This is a genomic window from Streptomyces chisholmiae (assembly GCF_031845445.1).
Classification (GTDB): Bacteria; Actinomycetota; Actinomycetes; order Streptomycetales; family Streptomycetaceae; genus Streptomyces; species Streptomyces chisholmiae.
Map to the genome: position 1 here is coordinate 194,988 of NZ_JAVREO010000007.1, position 21,935 is coordinate 216,922.

At 75.4% G+C, this 21,935-nt stretch carries 22 protein-coding genes and 1 riboswitch; of the genes, 8 read left to right on the forward strand and 14 right to left on the reverse strand.

Going from position 1 to position 21,935, the window contains the following annotated elements:
• Positions 1-11: 11 nt before the first annotated feature.
• Genes RM844_RS13890 through RM844_RS13900 form a run of 3 tightly spaced genes read left to right on the forward strand, consistent with a single transcriptional unit; the run spans position 12 to position 2,963 of the window.
• A complete protein-coding gene (locus tag RM844_RS13890) occupies positions 12-1,091 on the forward strand; it encodes a 3-oxoacyl-[acyl-carrier-protein] synthase III C-terminal domain-containing protein (protein ID WP_311667441.1) in 1,080 nt (359 codons plus the stop codon).
• Complete coding sequence (locus RM844_RS13895) at positions 1,088-2,215, forward strand: acyl-CoA dehydrogenase family protein (RefSeq protein ID WP_311667442.1); 1,128 nt, start codon at positions 1,088-1,090, stop codon at positions 2,213-2,215. The genes RM844_RS13890 and RM844_RS13895 overlap by 4 nt, the downstream gene beginning before the upstream one ends.
• A complete protein-coding gene (locus RM844_RS13900; RefSeq protein WP_311667443.1) occupies positions 2,208-2,963 on the forward strand; it encodes a hypothetical protein in 756 nt (251 codons plus the stop codon). Before RM844_RS13895 ends, RM844_RS13900 begins: the two co-directional genes overlap by 8 nt.
• A 72-nt stretch (positions 2,964-3,035) precedes the next feature.
• On the opposite strand, the gene RM844_RS13905 is transcribed toward RM844_RS13900, so the two are convergent.
• Positions 3,036-4,367 carry an aminotransferase class V-fold PLP-dependent enzyme gene (locus RM844_RS13905; protein ID WP_311667444.1) on the reverse strand — a complete coding sequence of 444 codons (1,332 nt, stop codon included), beginning with the start codon at positions 4,365-4,367 and terminating at the stop codon, positions 3,036-3,038.
• Between the two features lie 152 nt (positions 4,368-4,519).
• Positions 4,520-4,636: riboswitch (SAM riboswitch) on the reverse strand.
• Positions 4,637-4,727: 91 nt separating this feature from the next.
• On the opposite strand from RM844_RS13905, the gene RM844_RS13910 reads away from it, so the two are divergent.
• The 3 genes from RM844_RS13910 to RM844_RS13920 all read left to right on the forward strand — a co-directional run bounded on the left by RM844_RS13910 (position 4,728) and on the right by RM844_RS13920 (position 8,161).
• A complete protein-coding gene (locus RM844_RS13910; protein WP_311667445.1) occupies positions 4,728-5,711 on the forward strand; it encodes a phosphotransferase family protein in 984 nt (327 codons plus the stop codon).
• 72 nt (positions 5,712-5,783) lie between these two features.
• Positions 5,784-6,284 carry a hypothetical protein gene (locus RM844_RS13915; RefSeq protein WP_311667446.1) on the forward strand — a complete coding sequence of 167 codons (501 nt, stop codon included), beginning with the start codon at positions 5,784-5,786 and terminating at the stop codon, positions 6,282-6,284.
• A gap of 11 nt (positions 6,285-6,295) precedes the next feature.
• Complete coding sequence (locus RM844_RS13920; RefSeq protein ID WP_311667447.1) at positions 6,296-8,161, forward strand: M48 family metalloprotease; 1,866 nt, start codon at positions 6,296-6,298, stop codon at positions 8,159-8,161.
• On the opposite strand, the gene RM844_RS13925 is transcribed toward RM844_RS13920, so the two are convergent.
• The 13 genes from RM844_RS13925 to RM844_RS13985 all read right to left on the reverse strand — a co-directional run bounded on the left by RM844_RS13925 (position 8,083) and on the right by RM844_RS13985 (position 19,452).
• Positions 8,083-8,625: a hypothetical protein gene (locus RM844_RS13925; RefSeq protein ID WP_311667448.1), complete on the reverse strand. Its 543-nt coding sequence runs from the start codon at positions 8,623-8,625 to the stop codon at positions 8,083-8,085. The two genes, RM844_RS13920 and RM844_RS13925, sit on opposite strands and share 79 nt — an antisense overlap.
• Positions 8,626-8,686: 61 nt before the next feature.
• Positions 8,687-9,697 (reverse strand): methyltransferase, encoded by a 1,011-nt coding sequence (locus RM844_RS13930; protein ID WP_311667449.1) that lies wholly within the window; start codon positions 9,695-9,697, stop codon positions 8,687-8,689.
• 231 nt (positions 9,698-9,928) lie between these two features.
• Entirely contained in the window at positions 9,929-10,129 is a 201-nt protein-coding gene (locus RM844_RS13935) for an antitoxin (protein ID WP_311667450.1), read from the reverse strand.
• A gap of 89 nt (positions 10,130-10,218) precedes the next feature.
• Entirely contained in the window at positions 10,219-11,325 is a 1,107-nt protein-coding gene (gene paaE / locus RM844_RS13940) for a 1,2-phenylacetyl-CoA epoxidase subunit PaaE (RefSeq protein WP_311667451.1), read from the reverse strand.
• The gene (paaD, locus tag RM844_RS13945; RefSeq protein ID WP_394814499.1) at positions 11,325-11,837 is read right to left on the reverse strand and encodes a 1,2-phenylacetyl-CoA epoxidase subunit PaaD; all 513 of its coding nucleotides are present in this window, start codon (positions 11,835-11,837) and stop codon (positions 11,325-11,327) included. Before paaD ends, paaE begins: the two co-directional genes overlap by 1 nt.
• Positions 11,834-12,679, reverse strand: coding sequence for a 1,2-phenylacetyl-CoA epoxidase subunit PaaC (paaC, locus tag RM844_RS13950; RefSeq protein WP_311667453.1), 846 nt, complete (start codon positions 12,677-12,679; stop codon positions 11,834-11,836). Before paaC ends, paaD begins: the two co-directional genes overlap by 4 nt.
• 50 nt (positions 12,680-12,729) lie before the next feature.
• Entirely contained in the window at positions 12,730-13,041 is a 312-nt protein-coding gene (gene paaB, locus RM844_RS13955; protein WP_449657324.1) for a 1,2-phenylacetyl-CoA epoxidase subunit PaaB, read from the reverse strand.
• Positions 13,038-14,021 (reverse strand): 1,2-phenylacetyl-CoA epoxidase subunit PaaA, encoded by a 984-nt coding sequence (paaA, locus tag RM844_RS13960; protein WP_311667454.1) that lies wholly within the window; start codon positions 14,019-14,021, stop codon positions 13,038-13,040. Before paaA ends, paaB begins: the two co-directional genes overlap by 4 nt.
• Before the next feature lie 71 nt (positions 14,022-14,092).
• Positions 14,093-14,899 carry an enoyl-CoA hydratase/isomerase family protein gene (locus tag RM844_RS13965; RefSeq protein WP_311667455.1) on the reverse strand — a complete coding sequence of 269 codons (807 nt, stop codon included), beginning with the start codon at positions 14,897-14,899 and terminating at the stop codon, positions 14,093-14,095.
• A gap of 44 nt (positions 14,900-14,943) precedes the next feature.
• Entirely contained in the window at positions 14,944-16,257 is a 1,314-nt protein-coding gene (locus tag RM844_RS13970) for a dihydrolipoamide acetyltransferase family protein (protein WP_311667456.1), read from the reverse strand.
• On the reverse strand, positions 16,254-17,273 hold the full coding sequence (locus RM844_RS13975; RefSeq protein ID WP_311667457.1) for an alpha-ketoacid dehydrogenase subunit beta: 1,020 nt from the start codon (positions 17,271-17,273) through the stop codon (positions 16,254-16,256). The genes RM844_RS13970 and RM844_RS13975 overlap by 4 nt, the downstream gene beginning before the upstream one ends.
• Complete coding sequence (locus RM844_RS13980; protein WP_311667458.1) at positions 17,266-18,399, reverse strand: thiamine pyrophosphate-dependent enzyme; 1,134 nt, start codon at positions 18,397-18,399, stop codon at positions 17,266-17,268. The genes RM844_RS13975 and RM844_RS13980 overlap by 8 nt, the downstream gene beginning before the upstream one ends.
• A 234-nt stretch (positions 18,400-18,633) precedes the next feature.
• On the reverse strand, positions 18,634-19,452 hold the full coding sequence (locus RM844_RS13985) for a class I SAM-dependent methyltransferase (RefSeq protein WP_311667459.1): 819 nt from the start codon (positions 19,450-19,452) through the stop codon (positions 18,634-18,636).
• A 215-nt stretch (positions 19,453-19,667) separates the two neighbouring features.
• Here RM844_RS13985 and RM844_RS13990 point away from each other — a divergent pair, with 215 nt between their 5' ends.
• Both RM844_RS13990 and RM844_RS13995 read left to right on the forward strand, forming a co-directional pair.
• A complete protein-coding gene (locus RM844_RS13990; protein ID WP_311667460.1) occupies positions 19,668-20,666 on the forward strand; it encodes an aldo/keto reductase in 999 nt (332 codons plus the stop codon).
• 57 nt (positions 20,667-20,723) lie between these two features.
• Positions 20,724-21,584, forward strand: a complete 861-nt coding sequence (locus tag RM844_RS13995) for an aldo/keto reductase (protein ID WP_394814500.1) — start codon at positions 20,724-20,726, stop codon at positions 21,582-21,584.
• Positions 21,585-21,935: the final 351 nt, after the last annotated feature.

Below are 21,935 nucleotides of genomic sequence, written 5' to 3' on the forward strand. Positions count from 1 at the left end.
GCCCTCCTGCCGTGTCGGGCACCACGCACGGTGCCCCCGGGCCGGCCGCCCCGCGCGGCCGGCCACCCGGCGCCGCCCCGCCCGACCCGGCGGGCCGCCTCGTGAACGTCGGACTCTCCCGCGTCGCCGTCGCGCTCCCCGGCCACTCCGAGGCCGTCGACGACATCCTGGCCCGCGCCGGCTGCGGCCCCCTGGAACGCCGCATGTTCGCCCGCGTCTACGGCCTGCGCACCTCACCCACCCTCGCCACCGACGAACGCATGGAGGAACTCCTGGCCCAGGCCGGCGCCGCCGCCCTCGACGGCGGCACCGCCAGCCTCGTCCTCTACGGCCACACCCTGCTGATGGCCGAGGGCGACCTCGGCGACGACTTCCCCGACCGGCTGCGGCACCGCCTCGGCCTGCCCGCCAGCCCCCTCTACGGCGTCAGCCACGTCAACTGCGCCTCCGTGCTGCGCTGCGTCGACCTCGCCCGCCGCTACCTGCGGCGCCCCGACGCCCGCCCCGACGACCGGGTCCTCGTCCTCGGCGGCGACCAGGGCAGCGTCAACGACGCCGCCCGCTACATCCCCGGCACCACCGTCAGCGGCGACACCGCCGTCGGCGTCGTCGTGCAACGCAGCGGACCCGCCGGCCTGGCCGGCTACCGCTACCGCTACCTGGCCGGCGCCGGCGCCCGGGACGCCCGCTTCCACCGCAACATGCGGATGACCCCCGACGAGGTAGCCCGGTTCAGCCGGGTCTGCGCCGAGCTCACCACCGACACCGTGCGGCGGGCCGTCGCGGCCGCCGGCCTCACCCCCGAACGCCTCGACTGGGTGATGCCGCACCTGTCCAACCGCATGTTCTGGCGCACCTTCAGCGCCCACACCGGCATCCCCACCGACCGGATCTGCCTGGACCTGATCGCCGAACGCGGCCACAACTTCGGCGGCGACGCCCTGATGGCACTCGAACACGCCGACCGCACCGGCCGGTTGCGGCCCGGCGACCGCTGCGCCCTGGTCGCCATCGGCCAGGGCGCCTACACCCAGGTGGCCATCGTCGAGGTGGTCGCCGACGACCTGGAGACCACCGAGGGAGCCCGATGATCGACAGCGACCCGCGGCTGCGCGCCATCCGGGACACCGCCCGCGAGGCCGCCGCCGACCTGCGGGCCCGCGCCCTGGCCATCGACGCCGACCCGGACGCCATGGCCGACCACCTCGACTCGCCCACCTACGCCCTGATCCGGCGGGCCGAGACCCCCGGCACCCCCCAGGACCCCGACCGCCCCCTGCCCACCCCCACCGCCTGCCTGGAGAACGTCGTCGGCATGGTGGAGCTGGCCCACGGCGACGTCGGCACCCTGCTGGCCTGCCCCTCCCCGGGACTGGCCGGCGTCCTCGTCGAACTCCTCGGCGACGCGGACCAGAAGGCCCGCTTCCACGCCCGGCTCGCCGACGGCCGCGGCTGGTCCTGCTTCGCCATGTCCGAGGAGGCCGCCGGCAGCGACGCCACCGCCATGACCACCCGCCTCACCCCCGACGGCGCCGGCGGCTGGCTGCTGCACGGCGCCAAGCGCTACATCGGCCAGGGCGCCAGGGCCGCCGTCGGCGTCGTCTTCGCCCGCACCGGCCCCTCCCCGCTCGCCATCCGCGCCGCCCTCGTCGAACTCCCGCTGCCCGGCTGGCACGCCGAGCCGCTCCAGATGGTCGGCCTGCGCGGCGCCCACCTCAGCGAACTGCGCTTCGACGGCGTGCCGATCGCCGCCGCCGACCTCCTCGGCCAGCAGCTGCCGGTCACCCGCCGCGGCATCTGGGCCGCCACCCGCACCTTCCACCGGATGCGGGTCCGGGTCGCCGCCGCCGCCGTCGGCACCGCCCTCGCCATGACCGGGTACGTCGCCGACCACCGCAAGACGGCCCCCGAACTGCCGCTGGCCCAGGCCCGCGCCGAGGCCGCCCGCCAACTCGTCTACCAGGCCGCCGCCCGCGTCGACGCCGACCCCGACCGCGGCCACCCCGCCCACCTCGCCAAGCTGGGCGCCACCCGGCTGGCCACCGACCTCGCCCGCTGGGCCGGCGCCGCCCTCGGCCCCGCCGCCCTCCTCGAACACCCCCTGCTGGAGAAGTGGACCCGCGACGTGCGCGCCTTCGAGTTCATGGAGGGCACCGGCACCATCCAGCGCCTGCACATCGCCCGCGGCCACCGGAACGGAGACGCCGATGGCTGACCTGAGCGTGCACGCCCTGTCCGTCGCGGCCCTCCCACACACCGACTACCAGCCGCTGCGGGACTTCCCCGACACCCTGCTGCCCCGCGCCCGCCGGGTCGCCGCCGCCAGCGGCATCCCCCTGGACCACCTGCTGGTGGTCACCCCCGACGACGCCGCCGAGGCCGGCGGCCCCGACGTCAGCACCCTCGCCCTCGCCGCGCTCGGCCAACCGGCCGACGACGAGCCGCTGTTCCTGGTCCGCTCGGGACCGCTCCGGGACGCCAAGGTGGCCGCCCTGGCCGGCCTGGTGCACGCCTTCGACTGGACCGGCGACGACCTCGGCCTCACCCACCTCGACGAACTCGGCGGCGTGCTCCCCTTCGACCTGCTGCGCTGGGTGCTCGACGAGGACGCCCGCGCCACCGCGCTGGTCTGCGACGAGCCGCTGTTCGCCGACGCCCGCCTCGGCATGGCCTGGTTCACCGCCATCGGCCTGCGCCTGGTACGCGGCCCAGGACCGCTCACCGTCCTCGGCTGCGGCGAGGGCCCACCCCCCGCCGAGCCACCGGACCCCGGCCCCCCCGCCCGCTACCTGCCGGGACGCGCCCCCTGCGACAGCTGGCTGGCCCTGCGCGCCGCCCTCCACCAGGGCGAACTCGACGCCGGCGACCGCCTGTTGATCCACACCCGCGGCCCGCGCCGGGAGGGCTGGCTGGCCCTGGAAGCCACCGACCCGGCCGGCGTCCACCTGCCCGACCTCCCGTAGCCGGGACCCCCAGACGCCTCCCGGGCCCGGTGAGGGGCCATGGCCCGGCGGGCACCGCGGGCGGGCCCGGCCTCAGCCGGCCCGCCCGCCGGTCAACTCGGCGACCGCCGCCAGCAGCCGCTCCACGTGCTCGGCCGGCGTCCCCGCCCCGAAGCTCACCCGCACCGCCTGCAACGGCCCACCGCAGTCGTCGGCCGGCCCGTCCGCCCCCAGCAGCCGCCGCACCAAGGGCTGGGCGCAGAACATCCCGGACCGCACCCCGATCCCGTACCGGTCGGCCAACGCCCGCGCGAACTCCGCGCTGTCCCAGCCGGCCACGGTGAACGAGACCACCGCCACCCGCTCCGCCGCCGGCCCGAACAACGACAGCTCCCGCACCCGTGGCAGCTCCGCCAACCCCGCCCGCAGCCGCCCCAGCAACGCCCGCTCGTGCGCCACCAGCGCCCGGTACCCCTCGCCCTCGGTCAACGCCCGGCAGGCCGCCGCCACCGCCAGCGCCCCGATCACGTTCGGCGAGCCGGCCTCGTGCCGCGTCTCGCCGTCCGCCCACACCACCCGCACCGCCGCGCCCGCCTCCCGGGACACCACCCGGGTCGCCCCGCCGCCCGCCAGATACGGCGGCGCCGCGTCCAGCCAGTCCGCCCGCCCGGCCAACACCCCCGCGCCGAACGGCGCGTACAGCTTGTGCCCGGAGAACGCCACCCAGTCCACGTCCCAGGCCCGCACGTCCACCGGCCGGTGCGGCACCAACTGCGCCGCGTCCAGCACGATCCGCGCCCCGTGCCGGTGCGCCGCCGCCGCCAACTCCCGCACCGGCCACAGCTCGCCGGTCACGTTCGAGGCGCCCGTGACACAGAGCAGCGTCGGCCCCACGGGCCCGTCCGCCAGCGCCTCCTCGACCGCCCGCACCGCCGCCGCCGGGTCGTCCGGCGTCGCCAGGTAGTCGACCCGGTGCCCGTGGTGCGCCCACGGCAGCAGCGCCGCGTGGTGCTCGGTCTCGAAGACCAGCACCCGGGTGCCGGCCGGCAGCGCGGCGGCCAGCAGGTTCAACGAGTCGGTGGTGGACCGGGTGAACAGCAGCCGGTCGGTCGGCCGCAGCCCGAGGAACCCGGCCACCGTCGCCCGGCTGCGCTCGAACAACTCGGTGGACAGCCGGGAGAGTTGACCGGCCCCCCGGTGCACGCTGCCATAGCTCGGCGCGTACCGGGCGACCTCGTCCCAGACCCGGCTCAGCACCGGCGCGCTGGCCGCGTAGTCGAGTGCCGCGTAGCCGACCACCCGCCCGTCGGCGAGCGGCACGGTCACCCCGGCGCTCAGCACGGCGCGCGGGTCGGTCGCGGTTTCGGAACCGGTGGGGTCGGTGTGATGGGTGTGGGCGGGAGTGGCTTCAGCGCGGACGGACATGACGATGTCTCCGAACGAGATCGGCAGGAAACAGCCACGGCGGAACGGACCCACGCCGTGACGGAGGACGGGAGCGAGCTGGGGGAGGGGAGCCGAACCGGGGGAGCCGGACGGCTCCTAGCGCATTCGCTGCTGCACGAGGATCTCCTGGGAGGCCGCACTTGCCGTGAACCCTGCTGTCCACGGCCCGGTCATCACCCGGGGCACCCCGCCGCGACGGAGGGTTGCCGGACAGCGGGCCGGGGCCCTTCTCGCTGTCACTCGTGACCTTGCCGGGATTCTGTCACAACCACCCGCCGGGCGGTACCCGGCCCCGGCGGCCCCGGGTAGGGATCACCGCGACCCGGCGAGAGGAAACACATGGAAAGCGTCTCCAAGAACCGCCAGTCGCCCGCCGCGCTGCGCGCCATGATCGAGCGCGCCTACGGCCCGGAGCGGGTCCCGGTCGGCGACGGGTGGGCGACCGAGCTGACCTTCGGCTGGTTCAACGTCGCCTACCGCGTCCGGCTGCGGGACGGCGCCGAGGTCGTCCTCAAGATCGCCCCGCCGCCCCACGTGGACGTCATGACCCACGAGCGGGACGCCATGGGCACCGAACTGCGCGCGCTGGAGCTGATCCGCGCCCACACCGACGTGCCGGTCGCCGCGGCGCACTTCGCCGACCACAGCCGCGAGCTGTGCGATGCCAGCTACTTCTGTATGCCGTACGTCCACGGCGAGAACCTCGGCGTGCTCCGCGACCGGCTCTCCACCGCCGAGCACGACGCCTACCTGGCGCAACTCGGCGCCCGCAACCGGGAGATCAACGCCGTCCGCGGCGCCGCCTTCGGCCCGCTCGCCGGGCCGGGCGACGCCAGCTGGCGGCGGGTCTTCACCGGCATGGTGGAGCACATCCTCGCCGACGGCGAACGCCGCGCCGTCGCGCTCGGCTGGGACCACGACACCATCCGGGCCGTGCTGGCCGAGCACGCCGACAGCCTCGACGAGGTGACCGAGCCCCGCCTGGTCGAGTGGGACCTGTGGGATCCCAACGTCCTGGTCCGCGACGGGCGGATCGTCTGCGTCATCGACCACGAGCGCGCCTTCTTCGGCGACCCGCTGATGGAACGGCTCTTCGGCGGCACCCAGCTGCCCGCCTTCGGGCCCCACGACGCCTTCATGCGCGGCTACGGCCACCCCCCGCTGACCCCCACCGAACAGACCCGCCGCCGGCTGTACTGCCTCTACCTGGTGCTCGTCCTGGTGGTCGAGACGGTCTACCGGGAGCACGAGGGCACCGCGACCTACGACTGGGCCAGGACCCAACTCGACCACGCCATGGCCCTCTTCGGCCGCACCCGCTGACCTCCGCTTCCGCCCCGTGGTTCCGGTGAAACCCGGACAAGGAGGGGTGTCGCCGCCCTAGGATCGGGGGCCATGGAGATGACGGTGCGGGCGGTGGTGCGGGACTTCGTGGAAGCGTACGCGCCGGACGAGCTGGAGTTGCTCGACAGCGTGGCGGGGCTGAGCGACGCCCAGATCACCCGGCTGATGCGGCGCCGCTCCCGCTCCACCGACCAGGTCGGGTTCGGGGCGGCGGCCGAAGCCGTGGCCCTGGTGACCCCGGTGGTCTGGCTGGCCGTCACCGGAGTGGCGGTCGGCGTGGTCGACCGCGGCGTGGACGCGGCCGCGGACGGGATCACCGCCCGGCTGCGCGGCCTGGCCGGCCGGCTCCGCCGCCGGAAGCGCGCGACGGAGCCCGAACCGGAGCCGGACGGGGCCGCGCGGCCCACCGTTCCGGTCCTGTCCGCGGCGCAGTTGAAGCAGGTGCACGCCACCGTCCTGGCCCGGGCCGAAGCCGCCAAGATGCCCGAGCCCGAGGCCGAGGCGCTGGCCGACGCGGTCGTCTCCCACCTCGCCCGCGCCTGCGACGACTAGCGGGAGTCCGGGTGGCCAGGAACGTCCGGTGGATGGTGGGGCGCGGCACGACGCGGCGCTTCGTCCTGCTGATCGTGCTGCTCGTGCTGGCCTGCGTCGCCCTGGTGACGCCGACCGTGCTGGCGCTGCGGGCGGACGCCGCCTTCCCCCGCTGCGCGCGGGCCGGGGACGTCGCGCTGGACGACGACCCGGCGACGGTCTGGCTGCGGCTGACCGGCAGCGCCGAGTACGTCGCCTGCACCGCCGACGAGGTGTCCCTCGCGCTGTGGTGTGGGCTGGTGGCCACCGCCGTGGTCGTCCTGGCCGCCGTGCTGACCGGCTGGGCGCTGCCGGCCTGGCGCACCCGCGGCGGCCGGCTGCCGGCCGTGTCACCCGCGGCGCCCACCCCCGTCCCCGACCTGCTCGGGACGTGGCCGCCGAGCGGCCTTCCGCCGTTCGCCGTGCCGCGCCGGGGGCCCGTCGAACTGCCCGCCCGGCTCGCCGAGTTGGTCGAGCGGAGCGGGCTGCCCAGGCACCGGGTCCCGGAGTTCGTGATCAATCCGTCCGCCTCCGCCGCCAGCGCGGTGGCCTTCGGCCGCCCGGGCCGGTCCGTGGTCTGCCTCAACGCCGGCCTGGTCAAGCTCCGTTCGAAACGGCCCGAGGTGTTCGACGCGGTGGTCACGCACGAGCTGGCCCACGTGCGGAACCGCGACGTCGGGCTGGCCTGGTTCACCTTCCTGTTCTGGCGGTTCTTCGCCGCCCTGGTCCTGGTGCCGTTCGTCGCCGTGCAGGGCTGGCTGCTGCTGGAGAGCGAACTGCTGGGCGCGGAACGGGACTTCTGGCCGGAGGCCGCCCCCGGGGTGGGGGACACGCTCATCGGGGTGGCGCTGGCCGCCGGGGTGGCGCTGGTGCGGTCGGCGACGCTGCGCCAGCGGGAGCTGGTGGCCGACCTGGACGCGGTCGCGCTCGGCGCCGAGCCGCGGGTCTGGGCGGAGCGGGCCGACGCCCAGCCCCGGCCCGACTCCCGGCGGGCCGCCGTGGCCCGGGCGCTGCGCGAGCTGGGGCGCCCGCACCCGCCGTGGGAGGAGCGGGCGGGGATCCTGTCGACGGGCCCGGTCTGGTACGGGGGTGGCGGCTGCGGGGCCGTCGTGCTCTACCTGGTGGCGGCGCTCACCACGGCGCACCTGCTCCTCACGCGGCTCGATCCCATCGCCTTCACCGGGGCGTGGCGGGCGCTGTTCTACCTGGTCGTGCCACCGATGGTGGCCACCGGCTCCGCCGTGCTGCCCGAGAAGCACCCCGAGCGGTTGGCGCCGGTGGAGCGGTCCGATGACGCCGGCCCACCGACCGCCACCACCGGCCGGCGGCTGGGCGTGATCGTCCTGCTGGTCGGGGCGCTGCTGGTCGTCGACCCGGTGGGCCGGGCCTTCGGTCCCGCGTCGCCCGGCGGGTTGGACCCGCCCCCGCCGTACGTGCTGCCCGAGGCCGGGCCGCTGTCCGGTCCCGAGGCCGTGGCGGCCTTCGTGGACGCCGGCGGCCGCACGGTCCTGACCCGGCTGAGCAGCGAACTCGCCGTCGATCTCGGGGAGTTCCGCGGCCTGCGCCCGGATGACGACGCCGGCCTGGCGGAGCTGGACCGGCACTGCGTGGCGACGGCCGCCGCCGTCGCCGTCGCCGAGCGGCTGCCCGACTTCCCGGGCGAGTCGGCGGCGGAGCTGTGGTCGACGCACCTGACGCTGATCGCGGACACCCGCGCCGCGCTCTGCGAGCTGACGCCGGGCCGCGAACTGGACTCGGGACTGCCGATCGCCGGACTGCTCTACACCGCGGCCCGGGAGAACCTGCGCTTCCTGGACCAGGCCCTGACCCTGGACGAGTTGCGCACCGGCTCGGAGTAGCGGCCCCACTCCCGGGCCCGGGCCCGCTCGGGGTCACCGACCGGGCGGCCCGCCGGGTTCGCCCTCGACCGGCCCGCGGAGGTCGAAGCCGGCCCGGTGCCGGTGCACCACCATCCCTGGCCGAGCCCGGCGCGGACGGCGGCGCCCGGCCGGGGGACGCCGTCGACCGCGAGGCAGCTGCCGAAGATCCGGTCGTGGCTGGTCCAGCCGTTGACGCGCCCCCGGTTGTCGCTGATCCGCACCCGCTTCCCGGGCGGGTCGAGTGACGACACCAGGTGGAGGTAGACCGTCCCGGCGACCCGGTCGAGCACGATGTCCCCGACCGTCAGCCGCGTCGGGTCGACCGGCGCGACGACCACCTGCTGCCGACCGAGGATCAGCGGGACCATCGAGGAGCCACTGGGCCGGAACGTCACGGTGGCCCCGCCCGCGACCCTGCCCGCCACCGCGTCCAACGCACCCATCCGCTGATCGTGGCAGATCTGCCGGCGGCACCTCTCCGGTTCACCGAGCCGGCCGCGCCCGTCAGTCGCTCGGCGCGCACTCGAAGAGGTGGTGGCCGCAGGCCAGTTGGCGACTGTCCAGGACCGGGAGGCCGGCGCCCGCCAGCACCCCCCGCAGCTCGTCGGCCAGGAACGGCCGGGCGCCGTCCGCGCAGACCACCCGCTGGGCCAGCGCGTGCGCCGGGCCGTGTTCCTGGTCGAAGAGCGGCTCCAGGACCAGCAGTCTGGCGCCCGCGGTGCGGACCAGCGCGGCCCGGACGCTCGCCAGCAACCGGGACTGGCTCGCCGCCGACCAGTCGTGCAGCACGTTCTTCAGCAGGAACCGGTCGCCGGTGACCGGCAGCTCGTCGAAGATGTCCGCCGGACGGAAGGTCAGCCGGTCGGCGGCCGGGTGGTGCGCGCCGGCCGCGCGCCGGCACACCGACGGCCGGTCCACGCACACCCCGCGCAGCGCGGGCTGGGCCGCCAGCAGCGCGGCCAGCAGCGTGCCGTCCCCGCCGCCGACATCCACCACGTCCCGCACGCCACGGAAGTCGTAGCCGGCGGCCAGCGCCGCCGCGGTCGGCCGGCACAGCTCGGCCATCGCCGCGTCGAAGAGCCCCTCGGTCCCCGGGTGCGCCGCCAGATACGGGTACAGCTCGGTGCCGAAGACCTCCCGGAAGCCGGAGGAGCCGGTGGCGACCGTCGCCTGGAGCCCGTTGAACGCGTCCGTGTAGAGCCCGGCTTGCAGGACGCAGAAGTTGCGCAGCGAGTGCGGGTGGTCGGCGCGGAGCGGGGCGAAGGCCGCCGCCAGCCGGAAGTGGTCGGCCGGGCCCGGCTCGAAGACCCCGACGAACGCCAGCGTCCGCAGCAGTTCGCCCAGCACGTCGGGCCGGGTGCCGGTGGCCCGGGCCAGCTCGGCCACCGGGACGGGGGAGTCGCCGGTCAGGTCGGCCAGACCCAGCCGGGCGGCCACGGCCAGGGCCTTGGCGAACTGGCCGCCGCTGGCCAGCCGCAACAGGGGTGGGACATCGGACTCGTCGATCGTGCGCACGGAAGCCTCCAGCCAGGCGTGAGGTCGCCTCACTCCGCTGGCTTGCCGCCCCCCGCGCGCCGCAACCCCGGTGCGCTCCCGTGCCCCCCGCGGAAGCCCCCGACCGCCGGCGGCCGAACCCCCGACCGCCGGCGGCGCCGCCCCGCGCCGCCAGCGGAGAGAGGCCGGCCCGGCGCGACCGCACCGGCCGGCGGCGCCGCACCTCGTGCGGGCCGCCGGCCGGCGTCGGGGTCACTTCTTCTTGTCGTCGCCCAGCTTCTCGACCAGGCCCTGCGTCTTGTCGACGGCCGAGTCGATCTTGTCGCTGTGCTTGCCCTTGGTCTTGTTGTCGACGAAGTCGCCGACCTTCTCCACCCCACCGGCGATCTTGTCGCCGTGCGTCCCGGCGATCTCCGCGACCTTCCCCTTGAGGTTCTTGAGGGCTCCGAACATGTGGGTTTCCCTTTCGCTCCCGGAACTGCCTGGTCACCCATGATTCCACGCCCCGGCGGCGAACGCCCGCCCCGGCCGGCCGCCCTCGGTCAGCCGTCGTAGTCCACCGTCAGCCGCTCCCCGTCCGGCTCCGCCTGGCAGGTCAGCACGTAGCCGGCCGCCACCTCCGCCGGCTCCAGCGCGAAGTTCCGCCGCATCACCGCCCGGCCCTCCGTCACCCGCGCCCGGCAGGTGCCGCACACCCCGCCCCGGCAGGCGAACGGCGCCTCCGGCCGGGCCCGCCGCGCCCCGTCCAGCACCCGCTCGCCCCGGGGCAGATCCACCGTGGAGGCCCGGCCGTCCAGCACCACCGTCAGCCGGCTGGCCGGCCCCGCCACCGCCGCCGGCGCCTCCCGGGCGGCCGGCGCCGGCCCGGCGTCAGCGTCGAAGAACAGCTCCCGCCGCACCCGCTCCGGCGCCACCCCGAGCCCCAGCAGCACCCGGCGCGCCTCCGCCACCATCGGCGCCGGCCCGCACAGCCACCAGTGGTGCGCCACCCGCGGGTCCAGCAGCGCGGCCAGCAGCGTCGCCAGCCGCTGCCCGTCCAGCCGCCCGGACAGCACGTCCACCTCGCGCGGCTCCCGGGACAGCACGTGCACCAGCTGGAACCGGGTGGGGTGCGCGTCCTTCAAATCGGCCAGTTCGTCGGCGAACATCACCGAGTCGCTGGCCCGGTTCCCGTACAGCAGGGTGACCCGCGCCGCCGGGTGGCCGGCCAGCACCGAGGCGGCGATCGACACCATCGGCGTCACCCCCGACCCGGCGGCCACCAGCACATGGTGCCCCGGCACCCCCAGCTCGGGGGTGAACCCGCCGGCCGGCGGCGCCACCTCCAGCGCGTCGCCCGGCGCCACCTCCCGCACCAGCCACGGCGAGACCAGACCGCCCGGCACCAGCCGCACCCCGATCCGGGGGGCGGCGCCCAGCGGCGCGCAGATCGAGTACGAGCGCCGCTCCTCCCGCCCGTCCACCCAACGCCGCAGCGTCAGCGACTGCCCGGGCCGGAACGCGAACTCGCCGGCCAGGCGGGCCGGCACGGCGAAGGTCACCGCCACCGCGTCCGCGCACAGCCGCTCCACGCCGGCGACCCGCAGCCGGTGGAACACCCCGAGGCGGCGCGCCCTCGGCGCCACCCCGACCGTCGTCCGCATCTGCATCAGACCTCCCTGACCCGCTCGAACGGCTCCCGGCACCCGAGACACCGCCACAACTCCGTGCACGCCGCCGCCCCGAACCGGGACCACGGCTCGGTGTCGTCCGCCCCGCACCGCGGGCAGACCACCACCCGGCGGGGCGCCGACAGGGTCAGCGGCACCGGCCCGCCACCCGCCGCCCGGCCCGGCGGCGCGATGCCGGCCGACGCCAGCTTCCGCCGGCCCGCCGGGCTGATCCACTCCGACGACCACGGCGGCGCCAGCACCGTCACCACCTCCACCGGGTCGAACCCGGCCGCCCGCAGCGCCGCCGCCACCCCCGCCCTGATCTCCGCCACCGCCGGGCACCCGCCGTAGGTCGGCGTCAGCCGCACCACCACCCCGCCGGCCCCGTCGCACGCCACCCCGCGCACCATCCCCAGCTCCGCCACCGTCACCACCGGCAGCTCCGGGTCGGGCACCGAGCCGGCCACCCGCCAGGCCGCCTCCTCCGCCGTTTCCTCCGCCACCGTCACCACACCGCCCCTGGATGCTCGCGCGCCACGCTCTGCAACTCGGCCAGCAGCGGCGCCAGATGCTCGGTGTGCCGGCCCGCCCGGCCGCCGGCCTCCCGCCGCGCCGGGCCCGCCGGCACCGGCAGTGCCACCCCCGCCTCCCGCCCCACCAGCCGCCAGTCCTCGGCGCAGGCCGCGCGCACCGCGCCGGGCGCCACCCCGAGCCCCGCCCCCACTCCGTCGTCCAGCACCTCGCCCAGCCACGGCTCGACCGCCGCCACCGCCGCCGCCAGCCGCCGCCCCGACTCCGGCGTGCCGTCGCCCAGCCGCACCACCCACTCGGCCGCGAACAGCCGGTGGTAGGCCACCTCCCGCACCCCCCGCTCCGCCACCGCCGCCAGCACCGGGTCGGGCGCCGCCCGCAGCCCGGACAACAGCGCCAGCCGCGCCGAGGACAGCACCAGCAGCCGCAGCACCGTGAACGCGAAGTCGCCGCGCGGCAGTTCGGCCAGCCGCAGGCAGCGGAACGCGTCCGCCGACCGGCGGTAGGCGAAGTCGTCCTCGCCCCACCCCGAGCCGTCCACCCGCCCGGCCCGCGCGTACAGCAGCCGCGCCTGCCCCAGCAGGTCGAGCCCCACGTTGGCCAGCGCCAGCTCGATCTCCACCTCCGGCGCCCGGGTCACCCACTCCGCCAGCCGCTGCGCGCCGACCAGCGCGTCGTCGGCCAGCGCCAGACAACAGCCGGCCACCGCCGCCGCGTCGAGACCCGGCGGCAGCTCCGTCGGCACCCCGTGCAGCGGGTCCTCGAACCCGGTGCCGAAGGCCCACCGCGCGTCACCGAACGCGGCACCCGCCTCGTCCACGTCACCCACCCCTCAGCCACGCCCGGCGGCGGCCCGCGACCGCGCCGGACTCAGATATGCGGCACATCGTCGGGAATCTCGTAGAACGTCGGATGCCGGTAGACCTTGTCGCCGCTCGGCGCGAAGAACGGGTCCTTCTCGTCCGGCGCCGAGGCCGTCACGTCGGCGCTGCGCACCACCCAGATGCTGACCCCCTCGTTCCGGCGGGTGTACAGGTCCCGCGCGTGGGTCAGCGCCATCCGGGCGTCCGCCGCCCGCAGCGACCCCACGTGCACGTGGTTCAACCCCCGCTTGCCGCGCACGAACACCTCGAACAGCGGCCAGCCCTCGTCCACGGCGCCCGCCGCCGGCTCCCCGCTCACCCGGCCACCTCCGCCCCGGCGCGCTCCCGCGCCGCCCGCCGGGCCGCGTGCGCCGAGGCCGCGGCCCGCACCCACGCGCCGTCCTCGTGCGCCGCCGTGCGCCGCGCCAGCCGCTCCGCGTTGCACGGCCCGTCCCCGCCGATCACCCGGGCCAGCTCGGCGAAGTCCGGGGTGCCGAAGTCGTAGTGCCCCCGCTCCTCGTTCCAGGCCAGCTCCGGATCGGGCAGCGTCACCCCCAGCCGCTCCGCCTGCGGCACGGTCATGTCGACAAAGCGCTGCCGCAGCTCGTCGTTGGAGTGCCGCTTGATCCGCCAGGCCATCGACCGCGCCGAGTTCGGCGACGCCGCGTCCGGCGGCCCGAACATCATCAGCGACGGCCACCACCAGCGGTCCACCGCGTCCCGCACCAGCTCCCGCTGCGCCGGCGTGCCCCGCATCATCGTCCACAGCAGCTCGTAGCCCTGCCGCTGGTGGAAGGACTCCTCCTTGCAGACCCGTACCATCGCCCGCGCGTACGGGCCGTACGAACTCCGGCACAGCGGCACCTGGTTGCAGATCGCCGCCCCGTCCACCAGCCAGCCGATCACCCCGACGTCGGCGAACGTCAACGTCGGGTAGTTGAAGATCGACGAGTACTTCTGCCGCCCCGACAGCAGCCGCCGGGTCAGCTCGTCCCGGTCAGCGCCCAGCGTCTCGGCCGCCCCGTACAGGTACAGCCCGTGCCCCGCCTCGTCCTGCACCTTCGCGAACAGGATCGCCTTGCGCCGCAACGACGGCGCCCGGGTGATCCAGTCGCCCTCCGGCTGCATCCCGATGATCTCCGAGTGCGCGTGCTGCGCGATCTGCCGCACCAGCGTCGCCCGGTAGCCGTCCGGCATCCAGTCCCGCGGCTCCACCCGCCGGTCCGCCGCCACCGTCGCCTCGAAGTGCGCGCGCAGCTCCGCCTCGTCGTCCTCGGTCACCTCGGTCGTCCCGGTCATGTTCCGCCTCCCGATCGTCTCGCCGGCCCGGCACCGACCCCGGTACCCGTCGCCACGCCGCCCACCGCCGGTCACCGGCCCTCGAACGTGGGGCGTTCCCGCGCCAGGAACGCCGCCACCGCCGCCCGGTGGTCGGCCGTGCCACCCAGCCGGGTCTGGGCCGCCGCCTCCCGGGCCAGCACCGCCGGCAACCCCGCCTCACCACCGGCCCGGAACAGCTCCTTCACCTCGGCGAACGCCGCCGTCGGCCCGGCCGCCAGCCGCTCGGCCAACGCCAGCCCCTCGGCGCCCGCCGTGCCGGCCGGCACCACCGCCTGCGCCAGCCCCCAGGTCAGCGCCTCCTCCGCCCCGAACCGGTCACCCAGCAGGAACAGCGCCCGCGCCCTGGCCGGCCCCACCGCGCGCGCCAGCGAACAGCTCAACCCCGAGTCCGCCGCCAGCCCGACCCCGGTGAACGCCGTCGCGAACCGCGCGTCCCGCCCCACCACCCGCACGTCGCCCGCCAACGCCAGCCCCAGGCCCGCACCCACACACGCTCCGTCGACCGCCACCACCACCGGCTGCCGCACCGCCTGGAGCGCCGTCACCAGCGGGTTGTACTCGGCCGCCACACACGCGAACGCCGCCTCGGCGCCCTCTTCCAGGGCCGCCGCGTGCTCCCGCAGGTCCTGGCCCACGCAGAACGCCCCGCCGCGCCCCGCCAGCAGCACCGCCCGCACCGCCGCACCGGCCGCGGCGACCTCCGCCAGCGCCGCCAGCAGCGCCCGCCGCATCGCCGCGTCCAGCGCGTTCCCCGGCGGCCGGTCCAGCTCGACCACCGCCACCGCGCCCACCCGGCGGCACCGCACGCCGTCCCGCGCCTCGGTCTCCCGCTCCATGTCCGACTCCCTTCCGGGCCCGCCCCGGCCGGCCTGGCCGGCGCTCACAGGTCCGCCAGCAGCAGGCCGGGCCGCTCCACGCAGTCCGCCACATACCGCAGGAACCCGCCCGCGACGCCGCCGTCGCACACCCGGTGGTCGAAGGTCACCGAAAGCTGCGTCACCTGGCGCACCGCCAACGCCCCGTCCACCACCCACGGCCGCGCCACGATCCGCCCCATCCCCAGCATGCCCGCCTCCGGGTGGTTGATGATCGGCGTCGAGCCGTCGACCCCGAACACCCCGTAGTTGTTGACCGTGAACGTGCCGCCGGTCAGCGCCGCCGGCGGCAGCGCCCCGGCCGCCGCCCGCTCCTTCAGCCGGCCCAACTCGGCGGCCAGCGCGGCGGTGTTCAGCCCCTCGGCGCCGTGCACCACCGGCACCACCAGGCCGCGCTCGGTCTGCGCGGCGAAGCCGAGACCCACCACGCGCGAGCGCACCAGCTCCCCGCGCTCGACGTCCACCCGCGCGTTCAGCTCGGGGAACCGGGCCAGCCCGGCGACGCAGATCCGGGCGAGCAGCGCCAGCAGGCCGATGCCCGCCCCCGGCCTGGCCGCCCGCAGCGTCTCGCGCACCGCCAGCAGCTCGGTCGCGTCCACGTCCACCCAGGCCGTCGCCTCCGGTATCTCCCGCCGGCTGCGCGTCACCCGCTCCGCCATGGTGCCCAGCAGGCCCCGCAGCGGCACCCGCTCCTCCCCGCCGCCGACCGGCGTCGCCGGCGTCGCCGCGGTCTCCGTTGCCGCCGCCGGCTTCGCGCGGGCCGCGATCGCCGCCTCCACATCCCGCCGGCGCACCACCCCGCCCGGCGCGTCGCCGGCCAACTCGGCCAGCCGCACGCCGTGTTCGTCCGCCAGCCGGCGCACCAACGGCGAGATCGCCCGCGGCGCCAACCGCCCGCCGCCGCCCGCCGCCGGGGCCTGGGCGGCAGCCGCCCGCGCCGGCCGCCGCACCCGGCCCCGCCGCCCACCGCCGCCGGCCACCGTCCCGTACCCCACCAACACCGGCCCCGAGCCCGATCCGTCGGCCGGCCCCGCCCCGGTCGGCGCGGCCACCCCGGCGTCCGCCGCCACCGACACCAGCGGACCACCCACCGGCACCCGACCGCCCTCCGCCGCGTGCAACGCCACCACCGTCCCCCCGAACGGCACCGGCACCTCCACCGCCGCCTTCGCCGTCTCCACCTCCACCACCACCTCGTCCACCGCTACCCGCGCCCCGACCGCCACCCGCCAGCTCAACACCTCCGCCTCCGTCAGCCCCTCGCCCAGGTCCGGCAGACAGAACACCCGCTCGCCCACCCCCACCTCGACGCCCGTCACGACGCCACCCCCGGCACCGCGTGCGTCAGATCCGGCTCGTCGTCGAACTGCAGCCGGTACACCGCGTCCAACACCCGGTCCACACCCGGCAGATGCGCCCGCTCCACGACCGGCGGCGGATACGGCACGTCGAACCCGGCCACCCGCAGCACCGGCGCCGCCAACGAGTGGAAGCACCGCTCCTGCACCCGGGCCGCCACCTCGGCGCCCACCCCGGCGAAGCCCTGCGCCTCCTGCACCACCACACACCGCCCGGTGCGCCGCACCGACGCCATCACCGTCACGTCGTCCAGCGGCACTACCGACCGCAGGTCCACCACCTCAAGCTCCAGCCCCTCCCGGGCCGCCGCCTCGGCCGCCTCCAGCGCCACCGGCACCGCCGGGCCGTAGGCCACCAGCGTCGCGTCCACCCCCGACCGGCGCACCACCGCCCGCCCCAGCGGCGGCACCGATCGCGTCTCCAGCGCCACCTCATCGCGCGCCCAGTACAGCCGCTTCGGCTCCAGGAACACCACCGGGTCCGGATCCTCGATCGCGTCCCGCAGCAGCCAGTACGCGTCCGCCACCGTCGCCGGCGTCACCACCTTCAACCCCGGCGTGTGCGCGTAGTACGCCTCACTCGAATCGCAGTGGTGCTCCACCCCACCAATGCCCCCACCAAACGGGACCCGTATCACCAGCGGCGCCGGCAGCCGGCCCCTGGTGCGATTCCGGGTCTTCGCCACATGGGACACGATCTGCTCGAAAGCCGGATAGGCGAAGGCGTCGAACTGCATCTCCACCACCGGCCGAAAACCGCCCATCGTCAATCCCACCGCCAATCCCACGATCCCCGCCTCGGCCAACGGCGTGTCAAAACAACGCTCCTCGCCGAATTCGGCCGTCAACCCGTCGGTGATCCGGAAAACCCCACCCAGCGGACCGACATCCTCACCGAACACCAACACGTTCTCGTCCGCCCGCAGCGCGTCCCGCAACGCGGTGTTCAGCGCCTGCGCCATCGTCAGCTCAGCCATCCCGACCGACCTCCTCGCCACCGGCGCCGCCGGCGGCCAACTCCGCCGCCAGCTGGGCCCGTTGCTCCACCAGCTGCGGTGTGGGCTCGGCGAACACATGGGTGAACATCTCCAGCGGATCCACCTGCATCCGCTCCCCGAGCCCCTTCCGCAGCTCCTCCGCGGCCCGCTCGCCGGCCGCCTCGGCCGCCGCCACGTCCGCGTCCGTCAACAGCTCCCGACCCCGCAGATAGCGCTCCAGCCGCTCCACCGGATCGGCCGCCCGCCACCGCGCCACCTCCGCCTCCTCGCGGTAGCGCGACGCGTCGTCCGCGTTGGTGTGCGCCGACACCCGGTAGGTGTGCGCCTCCACCAGCGAGGGGCCACCCCCCGCCCGGGCCCGCTCCACCGCGGCCGACAGCACCGCCAACGTCGCCACCAGGTCGTTCCCGTCCACCTGCTCGGCGCTCACCCCGTACCCCACGCCGCGGAACGCCAGCGCCGGCGCCGCCGACTGCCGGGCCAGCGGCACCGAGATCGCGTAGCCGTTGTTCTGCACCAGGAACACCACCGGGGCCCGCAGCACCCCCGCGAAGTTCAGCGCCTCGTGGAAGTCGCCCTCGCTGGTCCCCCCGTCACCCACCAGCACCAGCACCACGCCGCCCCGCCCGCGCCGCCGCAGCGCGTCCGCCAGCCCCACCGCGTGCACCGTCTGGGTCGCCAACGGGGTGCACTGCGGCGCGGTCCGCCAGACCGTCGGGTCGTAGCCGCAGTGCCACTCGCCGCGCAGCAGCGTCAACAGCTCCACCGGGTCAAGACCCCGCGCGAACAGCGCCATCGAGTCCCGGTACGTGGGAAAGAGCCAGTCCTCGGCCCGCAGCGCCAGCACCGAACCGATCTGGCACGCCTCCTGACCCCGACTCGACGGATACACCGCCAGCCGCCCCTGCCGGGTCAACACCGTCGCCTGCGCGTCGAACCGCCGCCCCACCACCATCCGGTGAAAGGCCTCGACCAACACGGCGTCCGGCGGCCGCGAATAACCCGCCGGCGGCTCCAGAGCGGACCCGTCAACCGCCACGAAACGCACCGGATCAAACGACGGAAGCAATTGATCGACCGATTGTCGAAGAGATTCTGACGACATGAGCGGCACTCCCAGCCCTGGGGGACCAGACACATTTCATGGTCGCCCCAACCGAAGACCCGCTACAAGACACCGGAATACCGCGGGAACAACGCGCGACGTATTGCCGAAACCACCCGGCGCCGCGCGTCACCCGTCCACCAAACGACGCTTTTCCCGCCGAACAACGAGACGATCGGCCACCCGCCGCCCACCCCGGCGACCGATCGTCGCCCCCACCCGCCCCGCCGCGGACTACCCCGCCGGCCGCCGCGCCCGCAGCGAGTACATCAACGGCACCCGCGGCCGCCCGGCCGGGAAGCCGAACTCCCCACCCGGCCCCCGCCGCAGCGACGAGAACCGCTGGAACAACGTGGCCGGCCGCTCCCGCAGGAACTCGATCCGCAGTCCCGCCACCGCCAGCGCCGTCACCACCTCGCCCAGCGGATGCCGCCACTGCACCGTCTCCCGGTGCCGCAGCGCCGGCCCGTCCGTGTACGTGTGCGCCGTCTCCCACCGCTCCGGACGGTCGTCGAAGTAGTCAGCCACCACCCGCTCCCCGGCCTCGTCCAGCGTGTCCGTCACCGGATGGAACTCCGACACGTAGACGAACCCGCCGGGCCGCAGCGAGTCCGCCACCACCTCCGCCCACCGGGCCAGGTCCGGGAGCCACACCAGCGACCCGCCGCCGGTGAACACCACGTCGAATCGTTCCCCGTCCAGTGCCTCCCGCGCCCGGTACACGTCCGAGACCACGAACCTGGCCCGCTCCGCCAGCCCCAGCTCGGCCGCCAGGCCGCGCGCCACCTCGACCGCCGCCGGCGCGAAGTCCACCCCCGTCACCCACGCGCCCCGCCGCGCCCAGGCCAGGGTGTCCTGCCCCATATGGCACTGGAGGTGCAGCAGCCGCCGCCCCGACACGTCCCCCACCTCGGCGACCTCGGTCGCCCGCAGCGGGTCACCGCCGGCCAGGAAACCCGGCAGGTCGTAGAAGTCGCTCTCGGCGTGCACCCGCACCCGGTCGTCCCAGTTCGCGCGGTTCACCCGCAGCCAGTCCCGCTCCTCGTCCGCCATGCCGGCCACCGTAGCCAGCCCGAACGCCGCCCCGCACCGGGATTCCGGGTCTGCGGAGTCGGGGTACCGGGACACTGATCACCGTCCTCGCCGCCGGCCATCCGTCACCTCGATCCGTCACGTCACCGATCCGGCCGACACCGGCCGCGTCGGTCCCACCCCCGAGCCGTCGGTCCGCCAACGCTGATCACACCCCCTTCCCGAAGGAGCACACCATGCGCTACCGCAAGCTCGGCAGCTCGGACCTGGAGGTCTCGGAGATCTCCCTCGGCTCCTGGCTGACCTACTCCGGCGGCATCGAGGCCGACCGGACCCGCGCCTGCACCGAAGCGGCGTTCGACGCGGGCATCACGTTCTTCGACACCGCCAACGTCTACGGCCAGGGCGCGGCCGAGACGGCATGGGGCGAGATCCTCTCCGCCCATCCGCGTGACTCCTACGTCCTGGCCACCAAGGTCTGGGGGCCGATGTCGGACGACCCGGCAGACCGGGGACTGTCTCCGGCGCAGATCGCCAAGCAGCTCGACGCCTCCCTCACCCGGCTGAAGACCGACTACGTCGACCTCTACCAGGCACACCGCTTCGACCCCGCCGTGCCGGTCGAGGACACCGTCGAGGCGTTCCGACAGGTCGTGGAGCAGGGCAAGGCCCGCTACATCGGCTTCAGCGAGTGGACCCCCGAGCAGATCCAGGCCGGCATCGACATCGCCGGCCCCGACCTGTTCGTCTCCTCCCAGCCGCAGTACTCCATGCTCTGGCAGGCCCCCGAGGCCGAGGTCTTCGGCCTGTGCGCCGCGAACGACATCTCCCAGATCGTCTGGTCCCCACTCGCCCAGGGCGTCCTCACGGGCAAGTACCAGCCCGGTCAGCCCGTCCCCGAGGGCAGCCGTTTCGCCTCCGCCGACATGGCGATCTCCCAGGACCTCGTCTACAGCGAGGCCGCACTGGAAGCGGTCCAGCGCCTCGTCCCGATCGCCGAACAGGCCGGGATGAGCATGCCCACCCTGGCCCTCGCCTGGGTCCTGCGCCGCACCGAGGTCGCCTCCGCCATCACCGGCGCCTCCCGCCCCGAACAGGTCCACGCCAACGCCGCCGCCGCCGGCATCGCGCTGTCCGACGACCTGCTGGCCGCCGTCGACCAGGCGCTCGGCGACGTTCCCGTCACCACCCCCACCCTCGCCCCCGGCGCCCAGCCCGGCGTCCTGCACCGCTGACCACCACACCGGTCGACACACCGGTCAACCGAGCCACCGGAAAGAGCAGGCCCACCCATGACCGCACAGATCCCACACGTCACCCTCCACCACGGCGTCCAGATGCCGCTCCTCGGCTTCGGCGTCTTCCAGATCCCCGACGACCAGACCCAGCAGGCGGTCGAGTCCGCACTCGAAGCCGGCTACCGTCTCATCGACACCGCCGCGGCCTACGAGAACGAACGGGCGGTCGGCCGGGCCATCGCCGCCAGCGGCATCCCCCGCGACGAACTGTTCGTCACCACCAAGCTGTGGGTCCAGGACTACGGCCAGGACAGCGCAGCGCGCGCCTTCGACCGCTCGCTCGACCGCCTCGGTCTCGACCACCTCGACCTCTATCTGATCCACCAGCCCTTCGGCGACTACTACGGCGCCTGGCGGGCGATGGAGGACCTCAACCGGGACGGCCGCACCCGGGCGATCGGCGTCAGCAACTTCTATCCCGACCGGCTCGCCGACCTGATCAGCCACAACGAGATCGTCCCCGCCGTCAACCAGATCGAGACCCACGTCTTCTTCCAGCGCACCGACGACCACCGGCTGATGCGCGAGTACGGCGTCCAGCACGAGTCCTGGGGACCCCTGTCCCAGGGCGGCCGGGGTTTCTTCGACAACCCCGTCCTCGCCGACATCGCCCGCGCCCACGGCAGGACCATCGCCCAGATCGCCCTGCGCTGGCTCGTCCAGCAGGAGATCGTCGTCATCCCGAAGTCGGTGCGGCCGGACCGCATGGCGGAGAACCTCGACATCTTCGACTTCCGGCTCACCGAGGACGACCTGGCCCGCATCGCCGACCTGGACACCGGCCGCAGCCAGGTCTTCGACCACCACGACCCCGCGGCGGTCAGGCAGCTCGGCGGAGTACGGTTCGACACCTGATCCCACCCCGCACCGGCGAGACCCGCGCAGGGTTTGCGCCACCGCGGCAGCAGGACGACCTGTCGTCAAACGATCGGGTGACGACGGGCGGCCGGCATGTTCAGCGGCCCGCGCGACCCGCGGTTTCGCGGCCGCCGGCAGCTCTCGCGATCGCGGGCGGTCGCTGACCGGGTTTGCTGACACCTGAGGTCCGATCCGCCGTACGGCGGGGGCTTTCGGCGGCGAACCTGGTCGGCGCGCTGGTCCCGACCGAACCGTGATCGTTCGCACCGGGACTTCCGGTAGGCCAACCACGCACCCGCGGACTCCCGTCCGGGCCCGGCCGCCCCGTCCGCTCGGCTCCCCGAGCAC